We start from the raw sequence: 16,361 nt of genomic DNA, 5'->3' as shown, positions 1-16,361 counted from the left end.
GAATAAAGGTAAGTCTTACGTTCTTAACACTCGGCAGTTAGTGTTATGTATTAAAACCCGCGCCATTTAAACGTTAAGTTTTTCGGTATCAAATTCTCATTATTAATCAGGTTCACTTTCTGTTCAGAATTACTTTTTTATACTGAACGCTATCAACCTTCTCTAGGATTCGCTATGTTTAGTAAAGCTATGATTTCTTTGTTTTCTATAAGCTTAGGCTTATTTGTTTCTGCTGGTGCATGGGCTGACTCACATCATAATGGTCATGAATTAGTGCAGGACGTTCACAAAGCAGGAACCAGCATCGAATTTGAAGAAGATCAAGACGAAGTCTATGAAGCCGTACGAGAAGGCTACATTCGCCCTTTCTCAGAAATGTATGCGGCGGTTGAAAACGATCTTCATGGCAGAATCATTAAAGTAGAACTAGAAGAAGATGACGACATTTGGGTGTATGAACTAAAAATCAATTACCAAAACAACATCATCAAAGTCGAATACAACGCTGAGACGTTAGAAATGCTTATGATCAAAGGCCGCAACTTTAAAGACGCAATTAAACACGGCGACTAGTTACGTACGACGAACAGTCATTAGAAGAAATTAGAAGAAATTAGAAGAACAATTATGAAAATTTTAGTCGTTGAAGATGAGCCTCGTTTGGGCCAACAAATTATTGAAACACTTGAGGGGGCCGACTGGGTTCCAGAGCTCTCTCAAGATGGTATCGACGCACTCTACCGTGCAACGTCAGAAGAATGGGACGCGATTGTCCTCGATTTAGGTTTACCTAAGCTTGACGGCCTAACGGTATTAAAAGGCATTCGAGACGAAAACATCAACACGCCAGTGATTATCTTAAGTGCTCGTGACACGCTAACTCAACGTGTTGAGGGCTTGAACGCCGGTGCTGATGACTACCTAACTAAGCCATTTGAGATGGTCGAGCTGATTGCCCGTATCCGAGCTCAACTGCGCCGAGCATCAGGCAGTGCTGCTCCGATACTTCAAATCGGTGATCTAAGCCTAGACACACGCAGTTCTAAAGTGTTGTGGCAAGGTCAAGCAGTTAGCCTCACGGCGCTGGAATATAAAGTTGTCGCGTACTTCATGCATAACCAAAACAAGGTTATCTCGCGCACTGAGTTGGTTGAGCATATCTACAAGCAAGACTTCGACCGAGACTCAAACACGGTTGAAGTGTTCATCGGTCGTATTCGTAAGAAAATCGCACCAAAGATCATCAAAACCGTTCGTGGCCTTGGCTACCAACTGAATGCTGAATAGCTCAGTCGTCAATCACGCCAAGAGCAACCATTAATTAAGTGGACAGCCTGTTCTGATCATCGCAATACGATAAGTTACGATGAGCAAAGGCAGGTTGGAAATGCATGAATCTAAAGAAACGAACACTTAAAAACATCAGTTTAAAAAGCCGCTTGCTCCTTGCTGCGGCTTTTTGGCTAGGCGCGATGATATTAGCGGCTGGTGTCGGGATTCCGAAACTGGTTAACGACTACCTCGTCGATGACATGAAGCAGCAGCTTGGCTTAACCATGGATGAGTTAACCGCCAATATCGAAACCAATGACAGTGGTAACCTGATCATGGCAGAGCGTCTGTCTGATCCTAGGTTCAACCAGCCCTACAGTGGTATTTATTGGCGCGCCGCTACCCAAGAGCAGATCATTCGATCTCGCTCGCTATGGGATAAAGACCTCACCATCAAGCGTTCACCGATTCACACATCAGTCAAAGGGCCAGAGAAAGAAAAGCTGATTTACATCGAGCAAGATATCTACCTGCCTGAACTGAGCGACCCTGTCACGATCACCATTGGTATTGATGAAGATCCATTAGAATCCACACTGACAGAGCTTACTGGTCAAGTCTGGTTGATCCTAATGTTGCTGTTTGTTGGCGTGCTGATGTTGATCGGTATTCAAGTCAGTTGGTCGTTATTACCGCTCAGCAAGATGCAACGCGAACTGGTAATGCTAAGAAACGGCGAGCAACAAGGGTTAAGCGATAACTACCCGAAAGAGGTTTCTCCATTAGTCTCTGACCTCAATGCCCTGCTCTTTCACTATCAAGAGTTATTAGAACGAGCTCGTAACCACGCGGGTAACTTATCTCATGCGTTGAAAACACCGCTTTCAGTTCTAAAAAATGAGATAGAGCGACTTCCAGAGGATGACAAGGCACTGCTGCAACAGCCCATTCATCAGATTCAAAGCCAAATTGATTATCACCTTGGCCGCGCTCGTATGGCAGGTGCAATGAACATTCTTTCGGTGAAGTCTTCACCTTGTGAGCGTGTTGAAGCTATCTCAATGGCGTTTGATAAAGTCTACGCAGCCAACGAAGTCACCATAATTAACGAGCTAGACTCTGAGATTGAAGTGGCGGTAGAAAAAACCGACCTTGATGAAATGGTCGGCAACCTACTCGAGAACAGTTACAAGTGGGCTGGCAGCATTATTCGCGTCCATGCAAATGAACTCGACGATGGCAACATAGAGTTGGTGATTGAAGATGATGGCCAAGGCATTCCTGAAGAGAAGCTTGAGCAAGTGACCAAACGTGGCGTCCGACTTGATGAAACCACACCAGGAACAGGCTTAGGGCTTAATATCGTAAATGAAATGGCACACAGTTACCGAGGCAGCCTAACGCTCAGCAAGAGCTCAATGGGCGGCTTAAAAGCTTCTCTGGTGCTTAAAGTAAGTAAAGGCTGAACAAGCTAAGTAAAAGTTAAACACAATAAGCCCTAACGTAATGCTAGGGCTTAATTCTATCGACCTTATATACAACTCTATATATCGTTCACAGCAACATCCAAAGTTTGTGAATTATCACTAAGGGTCGTTGCTCCAATCGTTAATACCCGGCCATCAGTGTAATAGTCATGATCGTCATTGATCACTTCCACCGTTGCTAATGGGTACTTGTCTAACTCGATGTCTGGTAGTAACGTTCGTATCTGATTAGCAAGCCGATCTCGCTCTTCATCAACATTAGGGTCAATGTTATGAAGCACGGTCACAATGCCTGAGTAAGGCGTGACTTTAAGGCCATCATCATAGCTAATTGCGCCTAACCACTGAGGCTGGTTAGTTTTAATATCAACACCTGCACGCCACCAACGAATATGGCTGCGCTTCATCAGGTTATCCGGCAATTGAAAAGCCATATCTTGCGGCTTGTCTCGCCAATATAAATCAGACACTGGCGGCGTTTTTTCTCTAAGCAATGCGAGATAACCAACCCATTCAATCTCATTTCGAGAGAAGGTTTGATTCTCTATCCAGCCTAATTGCTTCATTAAGTCTCTTGGGGTTGCTCCAACATAAATGACGTTGATCGCTTGCGCCGAGTAGAACGAAGATTTACCGGGGAACGCTTTATAGGTAACCGAATTCCAGTCAACCTTGTCAATTTGAACCAACTCTGGTTGATTCTGAAAATCGTCCGCTTTCCAGAAAAAGTGAGCGTAGTTCGCAAACAATACACACGCCAACAACAGCGCACTCGACTTAAGTACCAAGCGTCGCCACTTCATTCGATAACCAATAATGGTGAAAACCGATACCGCGAACACACCGACGATCAAGCTATTATGCTCAGAGATAAATATCTTAAGACTATTAAGCCACGGGAAGTTTTCAACGCCGTGCGCCAGTAACATGCCCCAAGCAATGAACTGTCCACCACCAAGAGCCAAGCCGATAAACGCCAACACACTAAAATTACGCCACGGTACACGATGCGAGCCAGCTATAAATGGCACAACCCAAGCGATAGGCCCTAATAAGCGAGCAAAAAGAATGATGTATGTGCCTTTGCGAGCAACCAGATAGCGGCAGCGCGCAATTAATCTTTTGGTTTTAGGACGAAACTTAATGAGCCTTCGTTGCGCCTTAGCACCGTATTTATAACCAATGAAATAACTGAGTTGGTCACCAAGCAAACCACCTAGCATCACCAAAACCAACGCCATCCATGCACCTGAATACAGTTGAAAGCCCGCTGCGATAAAGAAGGGCTCTCCCGGTACAAATAGGTTTGGGCCAATGAGAGCATCACCCAATGCCCCCAGAAACAGCCCTAGTCCATCAAACATAACAACCTCAATACTTACTGTTCTTTGTAGTGACCAAACTTGTAGTTCATCTCGTTGTTACGCATTTCGCCTTTGAAGAAGCGTCTTACATTGGCTTTAAGATAAGTTGAGCCTGTCTTCACAACGCCATCTTGGTCTAAACGACGTGGGTCAAAACCAAAGGTCATATTCAGGAATCTAAATCGCCATGTTTTGCTCGCACGTTTTACGTAGTCACAGTCTTCACACAGGACGATCTCTTCATCGAAACCGCCGATCTCATCATGCGCGCGTTTAGTCGAAAAAATACAGGCGCCAATCGCCGTCGGGAAAAAGAACTGGGTAGTGAACAAGCCTGCGTTAAATAGCCCGTAACCAAACTTGTGTACAAGCGGCAGACCTTTCGAACTCATGTACACACCCGCCACTTCAAGCTTCTTCTCCTCTAGTTCATAAAGCGCTTTCGCAAGGAAGTTTCGAGGCAAGCTCACGTCAGCATCTAAGAAAAGGATTCTGTTGTATTGCGCCAATGAAGCACCTGTGTTTCGCCCAAGGCTCACACCACGATTTTCCATATGATGAACCGTTAATTTTGGCAACGCGTTTTCATAGGCTTGCGCAACGTCCCTTGTGTTGTCTTCACTGTTCGAGTCGACAACAATCACTTCAAACTCTTGGTGGGTTTGCACACTCAACTCTTCCATTAAGCGGCTAATGCGTTTCTCTTCGTTTAGCGTAATTACGACAATGCTTACCGGTTCCATATTTTCACCTATTCATTCTGCTGTTTAATTAACACTAAGATTAACCAACCAAGCCTTAACCAAGTCTTAGGCAAACATTCATTTTCCGTTCATTAACTTGATGATTTAGCGGTGATATAAATAGATAAGAATGGCAATGTAAAAGACGACAAAACGGGGTAAATAAGAGTTAGTGAACGTTTTATCTCCAAACGAATCATTTATCGAAGGAAATTCACTTTGAGATGGGCTTCTGACTTGCTCAGATTTGAATGTGATGTTAGTATCCGCGCTCGCTTAAGCATGAACTCGTTTATGCCTAAGCTTTACCACATACTCAAGGTCGCATTGAGGTGTGAAGTTAATTTTTACTAATTTGAGAGTAAAACTATGAAATTTGAAGCAGTAGTACGTACTGAACTAGGTAAAGGTGCGAGCCGCCGCCTACGTCACGCTGGTAAATTCCCAGCTGTAATCTACGGTGGCGAAGCAGCAGCTGTAGCTATCGAACTTGTTCACGCTGAAGTGATCAACCAAATGGATAAGCCTGAATTCTACGAAGCAATCACTCTGTTGATTGACGGCGCAGAAGTTAAGGTTAAGCCGCAAGACGTTCAACGTCACGCGTTCAAGCCTAAAGTTGAGCACATGGACTTCATCCGTATCTAATTCCCTACCAAGGAATAAGATTGGATTAATCCAAGCCTTCTGCATAGAAAAGACTATCGATCTTACCAGTCGAAAAATCTAGAAATTCGAAACCCCGATGCTACCAACATCGGGGTTTCACCGTTTTTGAGCCCTCAAAAACGTCGTAAATCTCGCGCAATACACTGAAAATAATCAACTTTCCCCTTCCCCACTTTATCCCAGCTTTACTTGGGTGGATTAAGGGTGGACGAAAGGTGGACTTATACAGTAGTTTTTCTATCAGTAAGACTAGACCGCTTTTTCGCTAGGTTCAACACACTACTCAAACAAAAAGACAAAACCGACTAGCATCTAGAATGTTACTTGTATGGTCTTGTACGCACTTCTAAACGAATAGAGTAATCAAGAATAAGAACTACTCCTTTGGCATAACTCGCTAGCGCTGAGAGCCGCCTACTTACATTCATGTATATTGGATTGGGCTTCACCACCGCGTAATACACTCCAGGCTAATCAAACAACACTGAAAGGCGATCAAGAAAACACTTCTAGCCTTTCGTTCATTTTTAACACCACCTTCCAACCTAATCCTTCAACTCTCATTTAATGACATAACATGCCTGAACTACCCACCAGCAAGTAAACCTACTCATCCAGTATTAAGAACTTTAAAGGCCTTTAGGCACTCACTGATACGCACACTCACTTTCAAAACATAACACTCGGTTTCTCTGGCCAAAAATCACGGATTCGGAATCCGAATAATTACTAGAACGTCTATGCAAACCAAAAATATTTAAGAATTTGAGTCCAAGAATTTGTAATGGTGGGGCTCTGGTCGCATCACAAGCATAAACTCCCGCACCCCCACCCTCGTGCACTCTAGGTGACACTTTCAGCTCACCTAGAGTGCATGGATTTAAAGGGCTAACGAGAGATTTTATTGACAAAGTAACGTTGACACTTTTTTGGAAGAAATCTCAATCCAAATTCTAGTGCTAATTCTTAAAAATAAACGGCGTTTTGAAGGAGAAAAAAACGAGTAACTCTAAGATTTTCAATACAACTCGTATAATAAACTCGTAAAAGTGAGGTTGCCGAAGCAAAATTGTAGCGGATATCCGAATTCGCGAATAAAAAGGAGTAATATGGAGATGGTTGCAGCTATAAAAAAGAAGCGGCCTGATTAGCCAACTTTCCTTATACTCTTCTTTCTAGAATACTCGTAATGTCTTTTTTGAGTTCCTCTGAAAGGCGTTCAAATTGTTCTGGTGCAACCAAACCTTCCTCACACATTTGCATGAGCTGGATAAATGCACGGCTTCGAGAGTGGCCATCAAAGATAGACTTCATTTGCTTTTGAGATTCTTTAGAGTGCTGACACATAAAGTTGAACCTTTCCCCTACAGGTTCTGACTCATCAGTAATCGTTTTGATGGCTTCATCTAGTTGACGAGTACAAAACACTTTCGCTGCTTCACTCTTTATTTCACAAAAGGTTTTCCAATCAGACTCTTTGATATTCATACCAACCTCCATAAAGTGTTACTTCTTAGGGTAGAACATGGCGCCACGTTACGAGGTGATTTCTGCTATGAACGAAGCGGAAAACGAAAGCTAAAAGAACTAGCCTGTAAGATTTGCTACAAAGTAAGTGGCCCTTTCATCTGAAAACAGTCTTCATATATATGAAATGACTTATATACATCTTTGGTTAAATTTGTTTGACCAGTCAGGATAGAGCCAAACACCGCAATTAACCCGTTAACACCATTTGATGCTTTCAAAACCTGTTCTAGCATAGCAACAGGGTATCCTTTGCTATGTCTATCTACAGCATGTAGGCCTCCATGAACATATGAACTTAGCGGCTTCCAAGAATACTCTTTGAACTCCAGAATAGGGCCTACTGCATTTTTCGGAGCCTTCTTCTCCAGTTGGCTTATCATTTCGCTCAACATCGGTAAGTTATTGGCTCTTTTCTGATTTTCTTCGTTTAACTCTGCCGTTAGTTTACTTACCGCTATATCGCTCGCAGCATACAATACCCACATACCTTTCACTAAACTCTCGAACTGAAGCCTCAAAAGTCCAAGTGCAGAAGTAAAGTTTCTTGTCGCGAGCAAAATCTTTAAACTTTCAGCATGCTCCAAAGATACGCTACACATTATTTTGCTAACCCGAACCCTATCTGAATCATCAAACAAAGGTTGTCTCAGTATGTAGTCAACATAATTCTCATATTCTGCTGACCTTGCAAGTAAGTTATCGATGATCTACTCCTTGTTTTTCGTTTACTTCCATTGAAGTGTGAGCAACGCTAGCACCAAATTTAAACCATTGCTCCGTAAGTACCCCCCCAACCTAGAGAGAATACCAAGTATTAGCTTACCCAAAAGAGCTGTTATGTATCGGACTCGATTTGTTCCAACATTGAAAGTAAAAAGAATGCGACGACGAAACAACTGTAATACCACAATGGTGCCAAAGACAGGAACGTATTAATTTTATCCGTAGCAAAAACACCAACAAACCCAAATGTTAACAGGAGCAACACGATTAGATGAATAATTGATTGGTGAATGTATATATAGGCGTAAATTACAGCCATATAGAGCGCAGAACTAAAAAATGCTGCCCAGACGGTTTTGCCAACGAAAATCACTACGATTTGGACATAGTACCAGAAGCCAGAGTTGTCAGGATCAATGGAGAAACTAAAACTACCCAGCGATAAAATGAATTCGGTTTGATATATGTAACAGGCACACAATAACGGAAGAACTAAAACTGTGCTGAGATCTTTAAGATTTTTTATATCTGATATTTTTGGAACTGCATCCATTAAAACCGTCCTTTTTCATGAGATACATAACGATACATTAAAGTATGGGCACTCAATACCAATGCCGCCGCATGCCATCTGAACACTAAGCGCTACGTATAGTAAAATGCCACGCCTTGCGAATCATTCTTAAATGCTTTATATAAGTCATTGACTCTGAAGTACTTTTGAGAGCATTATTATAGTTACATGCTTCCACATAGGTATTAAATATGAAAATGACAGCTTTACAAGCTCTTCATCGAAGTATGATGAAAATTGGCACCGACATGCAACAGTTTCAAATTAATACTGGTTCAGCGAGCTTTGATTGCCTTTTCTCTGTTCGTGAAGCGCCATTTATTTTAGCTTTAACTTCGAGAGGAAGCGCACCAAAATTCTTTAAGTTCGAAGTCCAAAACGGATACTGGATAAAGCCATATTTTGAAGGCTTCTTCTACGATCTAGTTGATGTTTTAAGCTCTGGTGCAAAAACTGCTGTACGACTAAACCCTAAGGATTTTCTAGAACAACTGAATAATAGCATTCCAACGCAAGCTAAGCCTCAAAGTACTCCATCACCTAAACAAATTATTACTTTGAGGCCCGATATAACTGAAGATCGTGACCGACCATATTTTGATACGTGGATCTATTGGAAAAGTGCAGACCGACAAGGACCACGGGAAGAAAACCGTCACAAGACACTAATGATATTAGGAAAAAGTGCTCTAGAGTACAGTGTTGCGATGAAGGCATCTTCTAAGTGGAGTGCTGTAGATCTAGATAAGTCATGGGACGATAATATTTAGTGGCTTATAATGCCTGTAATAAGGTGTGAGCAACGCTACCATAACACCGTAAACACTGAACCCAACGATGGAGTGAAAAATACCAAGCGTTGGGAATGATCCCTCTTAAATTGCTTGTTATGTGACTGCTCGCTAAGGTTTATTGCGGAAAGAAATTAGGCTCAAAAAACCAAAAAACAGAGTTACAATTAGAGCTATTATCCAGTAAAAAGTACTTTTTTCATCTTGCAGCCTTTTGATATCAGCTTCAAGTTGACTATTCTTAGCCTCCTGAGTAATTTTAAAACGCTCAAGCTTAATTGCACGTTCTGGTGTTTCCAGCATAATACCTTTCAAACGGCTTACTTCTGTATTGGTATTAACTAAATCCTCGCTTAACTTTGATGCAACCAAATTTTTACGCTGTTCATCAGTCAAGTTTGTTAGTACTGTGAACTGTTTAGACAACTCAGAAACTTCCTGGTTAAGTTCAAGATTCTCTAATTTCAATTGCTTAATTTGTTGGCTTTGTTCATTGACGGTTTTCTTAGTATAAGAGAGTACTTTGAGCTGCATAGTAAGCAATCCGCCGATCAGTCCAAAAATCGCGACAACCACAAGACCCTTAAGAATCTCATCAAGAACTTTATTCATAACAACCACCTAAGCACAAAAACTGTTATTTTTAGGGATATATAAACATAAATCAAGTCAAAGGCACATAATTCCACATTAAGGTGTGAGCGACGCTTGGCTATACTTGAGCGAAGCGAAACTGCCAAGCGTTGCGAATCACTCTTAAATGCTTTGTGTACGCCCAGCATGGGCATGAACTAATGAGGTGAAAGTCCTCTGTAGGAAGATCACCGTTCAAATAACGTACTGTTATTAAACGTTAACTACTAGCGAATGGCAAGGGCTTACCCGCGAGGGTTGGTCTAGAGGAAGCCGCTAGCAAATTTGCGAGCTGATGAACAAGAACATCATATGAGGCGTAGGCTAGAGGTGAGTTGGCACAAGACGACGAAACCACGTGATCTAATGGCTACCGTAAATGATGCAGCAGTGCAAAGAAAGTTCATGTTCTTATCTGGGGAGGTCTGCTTAGCAAGCGATCGTTAACTTAACCAGCTTGGCCTCTGGTTCAACGGGCCTGGCGTGTGAGCATCATCAACTTATGCGAGCGAAAGTGATGAATAACGATAGCGCGGATCGGAGCAATTCGGTCTGTGATTAAGCAGAAGTCAGCAGACGGCATAGTAGCCCAACGCCCATCGTAATGGATGGGACATGGTGAAGGCCTGAACATTTAGAAGAAGGAGGAGTCATGTCAAACTTGCCGATACCCACTACGTCGCCAGACGATTACTATCTGCAGCGTCTTGATCTGCAACCGGCCTTCAACAACGATCTATTTCAGCAACTGCTCAAGCCTGAAAATTTACACCGAGCATGGCGTCAAGTTAAAGCCAATAAAGGCGTGGCAGGCATCGATGGGATGACCATCGACGCTTTCCCGCAATGGATGCAACAAGGCGGCTGGCAACAGTGTAAAACCCAGCTTGAGTTAGGAGAATATCAACCTTCAGCGGTCAGGCGCGTAGAGATCGATAAGCCCGATGGCGGTAAACGTAAATTGGGGATCCCTAACGTTATTGACCGTGTCATACAGCAAGCGATTGCCCAAATACTCACCCCGCTATTTGACCCATTTTTCTCGGCTAACAGCTTTGGCTTTAGGCCGAACAGAAATGCCAAACAAGCGGTATTGCAAGTTAGGGATATCATCAAACAGAAACGCAATTTTTCCGTGGATGTTGATCTGTCTAAGTTCTTTGACCGAGTTAATCATGATTTACTCATGACTCAGCTAAGGAGTAAGGTTCAGGATAAGCGCCTATTGGCCCTTATTGGTCGTTACCTACGGGCTGGTGTGATGGTCAATGAGCAATTTGAAGCAAGCTTTGAAGGTGTTCCTCAGGGCGGCCCCCTCTCGCCATTACTATCAAATATTATGTTAGATAGTTTGGATAAAGAGCTGGAAAGCCGAGGGCATCAATTCGCCCGCTACGCGGACGACTTTATCATCTTGGTAAAGTCTCAACGAGCAGGTGAACGGATACTCAAAAGTATTACTCATTACCTAGCCACTAAGCTGAAACTGGTTGTTAATGAACAGAAAAGCCAAGTGGTTAAAGTAAGTCAAAGTAAATTTCTAGGTTTTACATTTAACCGAGGCAAGATCCAGTGGAATGCTAAAACGCTGCACATTTTCAAACAAAAGATGAGACGGCTGACGAACCGAAACTGGGGCGTAAGCATGAGTTATCAACTGTTTAAAGTGCGGCAATACCTGCAAGGTTGGATCAACTACTTTGGCATTGCCAATGCCTATCAAGGGTGTGTCGACCTAGACCATTGGATCCGTCGTCGCGTACGTATGTGCTACTGGCGTCAATGGCGAAAACCACGGACTAAAGTACAAAACTTACTTAAACGTGGTGTCAGGATCCAATCAGCCGTTGGCTGTGGTATCACAAGTAAAGGTCCATGGCGAAGTTCGAAGACCCCCGGAATACAGCAAGCACTGAGTAATGAATACCTTAAGAAAGCGGGACTATTTTCACTAAGAGATGGATGGATCGCAGTTCATTACCCTAACCAGAAAGTTTAGGTTAGGCGTTCTAAATGAACCGCCCTGTGCGGAGCCGCATGCAGGGTGGTGTGGGGGCTGAGGGTTAGACACCCTCGGCTACCCGATTATGCACTGCTAGATAATGCAGTGGCAATTAGCGAACCTATGACACCAAGTGAAATAGCCCATACTGAAGATATTACTATCGATAGTTTCGGATTGACTTTGACCCAGTCAGCAAGAATATAAAACTGAGTTTTCCTTATTTTCTTAAGTTCTTTTTTTGTCTGGTTGATCGTATCAATTGAAACAGTTCCTTGTACTAACCGTTCACTGCAATCACTACATAATTTTGGATCGTGACAAGAATGAGTAATATCTTCCTTAATGCCATTCATATCAAAGATACACCCGCGAGTATCATCGTGAGTAAAGTTAATAATTTCAGCACTATGCGGTATTAACTCACCGTTCCGTAAATATACCAATGAGTACGCATAAAGCAGTCGCTTCACTACATTTTCAAGTGGAATATTTTCAAACTTGAGGAAACCACCAACTTCATGAAACGTGAATACAATAGTATTATCACCAATACGTCTTGTATAATAATTATCTTCAAGAGGTACAGACGTAAGAACAACTAAAAAGTCGGTACTACGTTTCTTAGGAACAATTGTGCTCAATAGAACATCACTATACCCCCAATCATCAAGGTCTGAATCCGCCCGAAATTCATAGCTTTCAACTCGACCTTCTATCGAAAAAATATTAGATGAAAAGTTATCAAAAACCGTTCTATCGAACGTTGCAGGTAGTGCCCCTAATGACACAATTTTTATCTTGATTTTGTTCATATTGTTCCATAACTAACTATAAGTGCATAACGCCGCGTTAAAGCGTGAACAACACCACTACACAACTTCATTAGTTGTGCCTTAATCACTAAACTCTAATTTTGTACTGAAACCGCCAAACGTTGTGAATCAGTCTTAAACAGATTGTTAGGCGATTTTATCGAATCCAGTGGTTCTTAGCTTTTCCCAATAATTTTGATGTATTGAAATGCTCGCTTGTCGCAGTTGCTCACCAGTGACGCCTTCAGCCAATTCAATGACTACACTGTTATTCTCCTCAAACGCATTATCGACAATTTCAAGGTTATTAAAATCAGCCACAAAAGCTTCCACATACATCGGATAATCTTCAGGTTCTGGCATAAACGGGCAATCGACCCTGATATCGGGCTCAGTAATCTCTCTCAAACCTAATCTATATTTCATAACTATTCCTATCGTGTATTCAACTCGCTTGTCGCCTAACGCCGCGTTAAGCGGACAAAAATTGTGGGTTATAATGTGTAGCGAAGCGAAACGTAACCCACTGTTTTTGTTGCATTTAAACGCCTTGTTATGTTTTTATTTGCCACAAAGTGACGTTTGAGTCTTTCTCAATACCTTTTACAACCACACCATCACTCTCGAGTTTTGCTAAAACATCTACGACAGTTCGAAAACCAAGAGACAATATATGAGCGATTCCAGTTGTTGTATAAGCGTTTTTAGGATGCTCTTTTAAGTAATCTAAAACCATTATTTCAAAACTTTCCTCTGTAACATTTTTTACAGAGTTTTGAAGATTCTTTCTAAGTGAATCTAGTACTGTAGGACTCAGATCTGGTGCATCTTTGCTAACAGACTCAACTACCTTATTCAAGTTACTTCTAATTACTTTTTCTATGCCATTTGCCACAATAAAGTTTTGCTCATCTGAGTAATCACTCGGAGCATAAAGCACTTGCGGTTTTTTAACTAAGATAATAAAAAATGTAATCACGATTATTAACGGAAAAATCATTACAAAATAAACGAATAATTTTTGTATTTCGGGTGGGAGTAGAACTAATGCTCCAGTAGCAAAAGCCTCAGCTACACCAGCAAAAATAGCAATGATTGTTAAAGGGTTACTAACTTTCAATTATCAACTCCCATTTAGATTAAAGTAAAACATAACGCCCAATTAAGGGGTGAACAACGCCCCCACCCATAGCTAAAGCATTGTGCCATAAACACTAAATTTGAAGTAGAAGCAAAAATGCCGAGCGTTGTGAATGATCTTCACCCGATAAAATGGACACCCTATTATCTTTAACCCGTCGCTACTTCATATTCATGCGGGGTTCGATATCCAAGACTTGAGTGCAGTCTATAACGGTTATAAAAATGCTGGATATAACCGGCAAGTTTATCTCTAAGCTGCTTCTCACTTTTAAAACTATTTTTCCTAATTATGTCGCCTTTGAGCGTATGGAAGAACGACTCCACCTCCGCATTATAAGTGCAATGACCTGGACGATTCATACTTGGGACAATTCCATTTTTTGATAATAAAGCTTGAACTTCATGGGCTCGATATTCAGAGCCTCTGTCGGTATGAAACAATAAGCGCTCTTGTGGCTTTCGATTTCTAATTGCCATTCTCAACGAACTCATCGTTAGCTGTGTACTCTTCTTACTACCAAGCGACCAACCGACGATTTTACGCGAGTAAAGATCGATAACGACCGCTAGATACATCCAACGTTTACCTTGCTTTATATACGTTAGATCTCCAGACCATTGTTGATTAACTGCCGTTGGTTTTGGTGTGTCTTTTTTAATATTTTTAATCGATTGATAGAACCGATGTAGCTTGGCCATTTTCATGTAAATGCGATAACTTCGCGCTCTTAGCCCTTGCTCTCTCATGATCCGAGCCACACGCTTGCGGCTAACCAAAACTCCTTGGCGCCTCAGCTCTGCATGAACTCGTGGACTACCGTAAGTCTCTCGACTCTGGGTAAACACTTTAATTATGCGCTTCTTCAAAGCCTGCTCATCTTGATCGTAGCGGCTTGGCTCTCTATCAAGCCATGCGTAGTAACCTGACTTAGAAACAGATAGAAAACGACACATCAATACAATGGAATAACGCGTTTTGTAATGGGCTATGAATCGGAATTTTGTCGATTTTCTTGGGCAACGAATCGTTGCCACTTTTTTAGCAAGTCATTCTCGAGCTTAAGTTGTTCGTTCTGACGTTCAAGCTCTGCAATCCGACTAGACTCAGTTTTCTGACTCGGGATCTTAGTCCTTTTCTTACGTTTATCTTCCAAAATAACCCCTTCTCTATAGTCCTTTCGCCATTTAGAAAGCATATAAGGGTGGATATCCAATGATAGCGCCACGCTTTTAACTGTAGCTCCTTCTCGAAGCGAAAGTCGGACGGCAGTTACCTTAAATTCCGTGAGATATTGTTGAGTTTTTTTTCCTGATTTATAAGCTGGCATAAACACCTCCAATTACAATTGAAGGTGTCCACTAGATCGGGTCAACTACAGAATCCCTCTTAAATTGCTTGTTATATGCGAACTACTTGATCCAGATTGAATAATCCATTCCTTTTGCCATAGTTGCAAGGTTAGCAATAGCAATAGCTTGTCCAACACTTGTTAGCGAAACTTCGCCACCATGAGAGTCTTTGTCAAACTCATTTAGTAGACGCTCTGTATATGGACAGAAACTAGTTATATCAGATTTAAATTTGTTTAAGTCCGTATAACCTAAACCTTTATAAAGAGTATTCATCCAACCATCATGAATATCAACTCTAGACATTTTCACAATTGAACAAGTGCCAGCATACTGAAGATGCTGCTTCTGAGACTCTGAAATTCCAAAACCACCAACGACAGCAGGGAACACGTTTCTAGACATTGGTTCAACGGCTGAAATATGAGCAATACCATTTAATGAACAACTAGTCATATAGTGAATTAATGATAAATATGATATTTGCTGTTTAGTAAGTTTTGGAGCAACCAAAACTGCTTCGGATAAAACTATGTCAAGAAAGTCATTCGAGTTAGAAGAAACTCTTGTTGCAATCAAATTAGTTAATATTTCAGTATTTGCTCTTTCACCTTTCCTTGCACAAGCTTGCACAGCGTCGTTAATTGCAGCTTGAACATCAGGGTCTTTGAATTTCTCTAAAACTATATTCTGAGAGTATTCTACGATCTTTGATTCTAGTTTTTCAGAGAAAGAACGAACATTGTCTTCTGCCGCTTTAATAGCTTCTTCTCTTAACGCCGGAAAATTATCACGAAGAAATAGCAAGCACAGTTCCTTTACTTCACTAAAGCTCATGCCGTTATTTTGTGTAAGTGTTACGTTCTGACCAGCCTGAATTGCAATCCCTTCTGCCTCAACGTTTTGCTTCTGCTTATCACCGAACATTAATTTTCCTTACTGTTTACGTTTATCGTTACGTTTCCACCAGCCTGAATACCATTTCCATTTTTTACGTTTTGCTTCTGCTTTTGCACTCTTTTAACAATTTTAGAGCCACCATAAACCAAAGCTACGACCGCAAGAAATGTACCCAAATAAGTTGCAGCATCTGCGCCAACATGTTGATTTAACCATTCAATCATTCTTTCTCTTCCCAATTAGCCACACTTTGTATATGGATTATACCTCTGCGTGCTTCGTTTGGAATCTGATTTTGACGGGGTAGCATATAACGCCCTGTTAAGGAGTGAGCAACGCAATACCGATGCCTCCGCATACCACCT

18 protein-coding genes are annotated in these 16,361 nt (G+C 41.7%); 6 read left to right on the top strand and 12 right to left on the bottom strand.

Annotation, left to right across the window (positions count from 1 at the left end; all coding sequences use genetic code 11):
* The first annotated feature begins 174 nt into the window (after positions 1–174).
* The 3 genes from BCU07_RS04380 (at position 175) to BCU07_RS04370 (ending at position 2,738) form a co-directional block, all read left to right on the top strand.
* Positions 175–573 (top strand): PepSY domain-containing protein, encoded by a 399-nt coding sequence (locus tag BCU07_RS04380; RefSeq protein WP_017066076.1) that lies wholly within the window; start codon positions 175–177, stop codon positions 571–573.
* Between the two features lie 54 nt (positions 574–627).
* Positions 628–1,287 (top strand): response regulator transcription factor, encoded by a 660-nt coding sequence (locus BCU07_RS04375; RefSeq protein WP_017060377.1) that lies wholly within the window; start codon positions 628–630, stop codon positions 1,285–1,287.
* Between the two features lie 104 nt (positions 1,288–1,391).
* Positions 1,392–2,738 (top strand): ATP-binding protein, encoded by a 1,347-nt coding sequence (locus BCU07_RS04370; RefSeq protein ID WP_017060376.1) that lies wholly within the window; start codon positions 1,392–1,394, stop codon positions 2,736–2,738.
* A gap of 77 nt (positions 2,739–2,815) precedes the next feature.
* Here BCU07_RS04370 and BCU07_RS04365 read toward each other — a convergent pair whose 3' ends face one another.
* Both BCU07_RS04365 and BCU07_RS04360 read right to left on the bottom strand, forming a co-directional pair.
* The gene (locus tag BCU07_RS04365; protein ID WP_102428231.1) at positions 2,816–4,123 is read right to left on the bottom strand and encodes an LssY C-terminal domain-containing protein; all 1,308 of its coding nucleotides are present in this window, start codon (positions 4,121–4,123) and stop codon (positions 2,816–2,818) included.
* 14 nt (positions 4,124–4,137) lie between these two features.
* A complete protein-coding gene (locus tag BCU07_RS04360) occupies positions 4,138–4,866 on the bottom strand; it encodes a glycosyltransferase family 2 protein (RefSeq protein WP_054540994.1) in 729 nt (242 codons plus the stop codon).
* Between the two features lie 369 nt (positions 4,867–5,235).
* Between BCU07_RS04360 and rplY the strand changes: the two genes are divergently transcribed.
* The gene (gene rplY / locus BCU07_RS04355; protein ID WP_017079048.1) at positions 5,236–5,514 is read left to right on the top strand and encodes a 50S ribosomal protein L25; all 279 of its coding nucleotides are present in this window, start codon (positions 5,236–5,238) and stop codon (positions 5,512–5,514) included.
* 1,182 nt (positions 5,515–6,696) lie between these two features.
* Here the strand turns inward: rplY and BCU07_RS04350 are convergent.
* The 3 genes from BCU07_RS04350 to BCU07_RS04340 form a co-directional block, all read right to left on the bottom strand.
* A complete protein-coding gene (locus BCU07_RS04350; protein WP_102428230.1) occupies positions 6,697–7,023 on the bottom strand; it encodes a hypothetical protein in 327 nt (108 codons plus the stop codon).
* Positions 7,024–7,139: 116 nt separating this feature from the next.
* Positions 7,140–7,703: a DUF6988 family protein gene (locus BCU07_RS04345; RefSeq protein ID WP_241910047.1), complete on the bottom strand. Its 564-nt coding sequence runs from the start codon at positions 7,701–7,703 to the stop codon at positions 7,140–7,142.
* A gap of 197 nt (positions 7,704–7,900) precedes the next feature.
* Complete coding sequence (locus tag BCU07_RS04340; protein ID WP_102428228.1) at positions 7,901–8,341, bottom strand: hypothetical protein; 441 nt, start codon at positions 8,339–8,341, stop codon at positions 7,901–7,903.
* A 212-nt stretch (positions 8,342–8,553) separates the two neighbouring features.
* Here BCU07_RS04340 and BCU07_RS04335 point away from each other — a divergent pair, with 212 nt between their 5' ends.
* The gene (locus tag BCU07_RS04335) at positions 8,554–9,132 is read left to right on the top strand and encodes a DUF6037 family protein (RefSeq protein WP_102428227.1); all 579 of its coding nucleotides are present in this window, start codon (positions 8,554–8,556) and stop codon (positions 9,130–9,132) included.
* A gap of 132 nt (positions 9,133–9,264) precedes the next feature.
* Here BCU07_RS04335 and BCU07_RS04330 read toward each other — a convergent pair whose 3' ends face one another.
* Positions 9,265–9,765 (bottom strand): hypothetical protein, encoded by a 501-nt coding sequence (locus tag BCU07_RS04330; protein WP_102428226.1) that lies wholly within the window; start codon positions 9,763–9,765, stop codon positions 9,265–9,267.
* Between the two features lie 673 nt (positions 9,766–10,438).
* Between BCU07_RS04330 and ltrA the strand changes: the two genes are divergently transcribed.
* On the top strand, positions 10,439–11,785 hold the full coding sequence (ltrA, locus tag BCU07_RS04325) for a group II intron reverse transcriptase/maturase (protein ID WP_102428970.1): 1,347 nt from the start codon (positions 10,439–10,441) through the stop codon (positions 11,783–11,785).
* Between the two features lie 86 nt (positions 11,786–11,871).
* Here ltrA and BCU07_RS04320 read toward each other — a convergent pair whose 3' ends face one another.
* The 6 genes from BCU07_RS04320 to BCU07_RS04295 all read right to left on the bottom strand — a co-directional run bounded on the left by BCU07_RS04320 (position 11,872) and on the right by BCU07_RS04295 (position 16,220).
* Positions 11,872–12,603 (bottom strand): hypothetical protein, encoded by a 732-nt coding sequence (locus tag BCU07_RS04320; protein ID WP_102429200.1) that lies wholly within the window; start codon positions 12,601–12,603, stop codon positions 11,872–11,874.
* 147 nt (positions 12,604–12,750) lie between these two features.
* A complete protein-coding gene (locus BCU07_RS04315; RefSeq protein WP_102429199.1) occupies positions 12,751–13,029 on the bottom strand; it encodes a hypothetical protein in 279 nt (92 codons plus the stop codon).
* Between the two features lie 127 nt (positions 13,030–13,156).
* Positions 13,157–13,723 (bottom strand): hypothetical protein, encoded by a 567-nt coding sequence (locus BCU07_RS04310; protein ID WP_102429198.1) that lies wholly within the window; start codon positions 13,721–13,723, stop codon positions 13,157–13,159.
* 170 nt (positions 13,724–13,893) lie between these two features.
* Positions 13,894–15,074, bottom strand: a protein-coding gene (locus BCU07_RS04305; protein WP_102429197.1) for an IS3-like element ISVisp1 family transposase whose coding sequence is annotated in 2 segments (ribosomal slippage) — positions 13,894–14,789 and positions 14,789–15,074 — 1,182 coding nt in all. Because the reading frame shifts where the segments join, the coding sequence is not laid out codon by codon here.
* A gap of 82 nt (positions 15,075–15,156) precedes the next feature.
* Positions 15,157–16,023 (bottom strand): LPO_1073/Vpar_1526 family protein, encoded by an 867-nt coding sequence (locus tag BCU07_RS04300; protein WP_102429196.1) that lies wholly within the window; start codon positions 16,021–16,023, stop codon positions 15,157–15,159.
* Positions 16,023–16,220, bottom strand: coding sequence for a hypothetical protein (locus BCU07_RS04295; RefSeq protein ID WP_102429195.1), 198 nt, complete (start codon positions 16,218–16,220; stop codon positions 16,023–16,025). The genes BCU07_RS04300 and BCU07_RS04295 overlap by 1 nt, the downstream gene beginning before the upstream one ends.
* Between the last annotated feature and the right edge of the window lie 141 nt (positions 16,221–16,361).

Origin of the sequence: Vibrio sp. 10N.261.54.E10 (genome assembly GCF_002877735.2) — a bacterium.
Taxonomy (GTDB): domain Bacteria; phylum Pseudomonadota; class Gammaproteobacteria; order Enterobacterales; family Vibrionaceae; genus Vibrio; species Vibrio crassostreae_C.
Note: the sequence above shows the minus strand (reverse complement) of the source record. Positions and strands in the feature narration are given on the sequence as shown.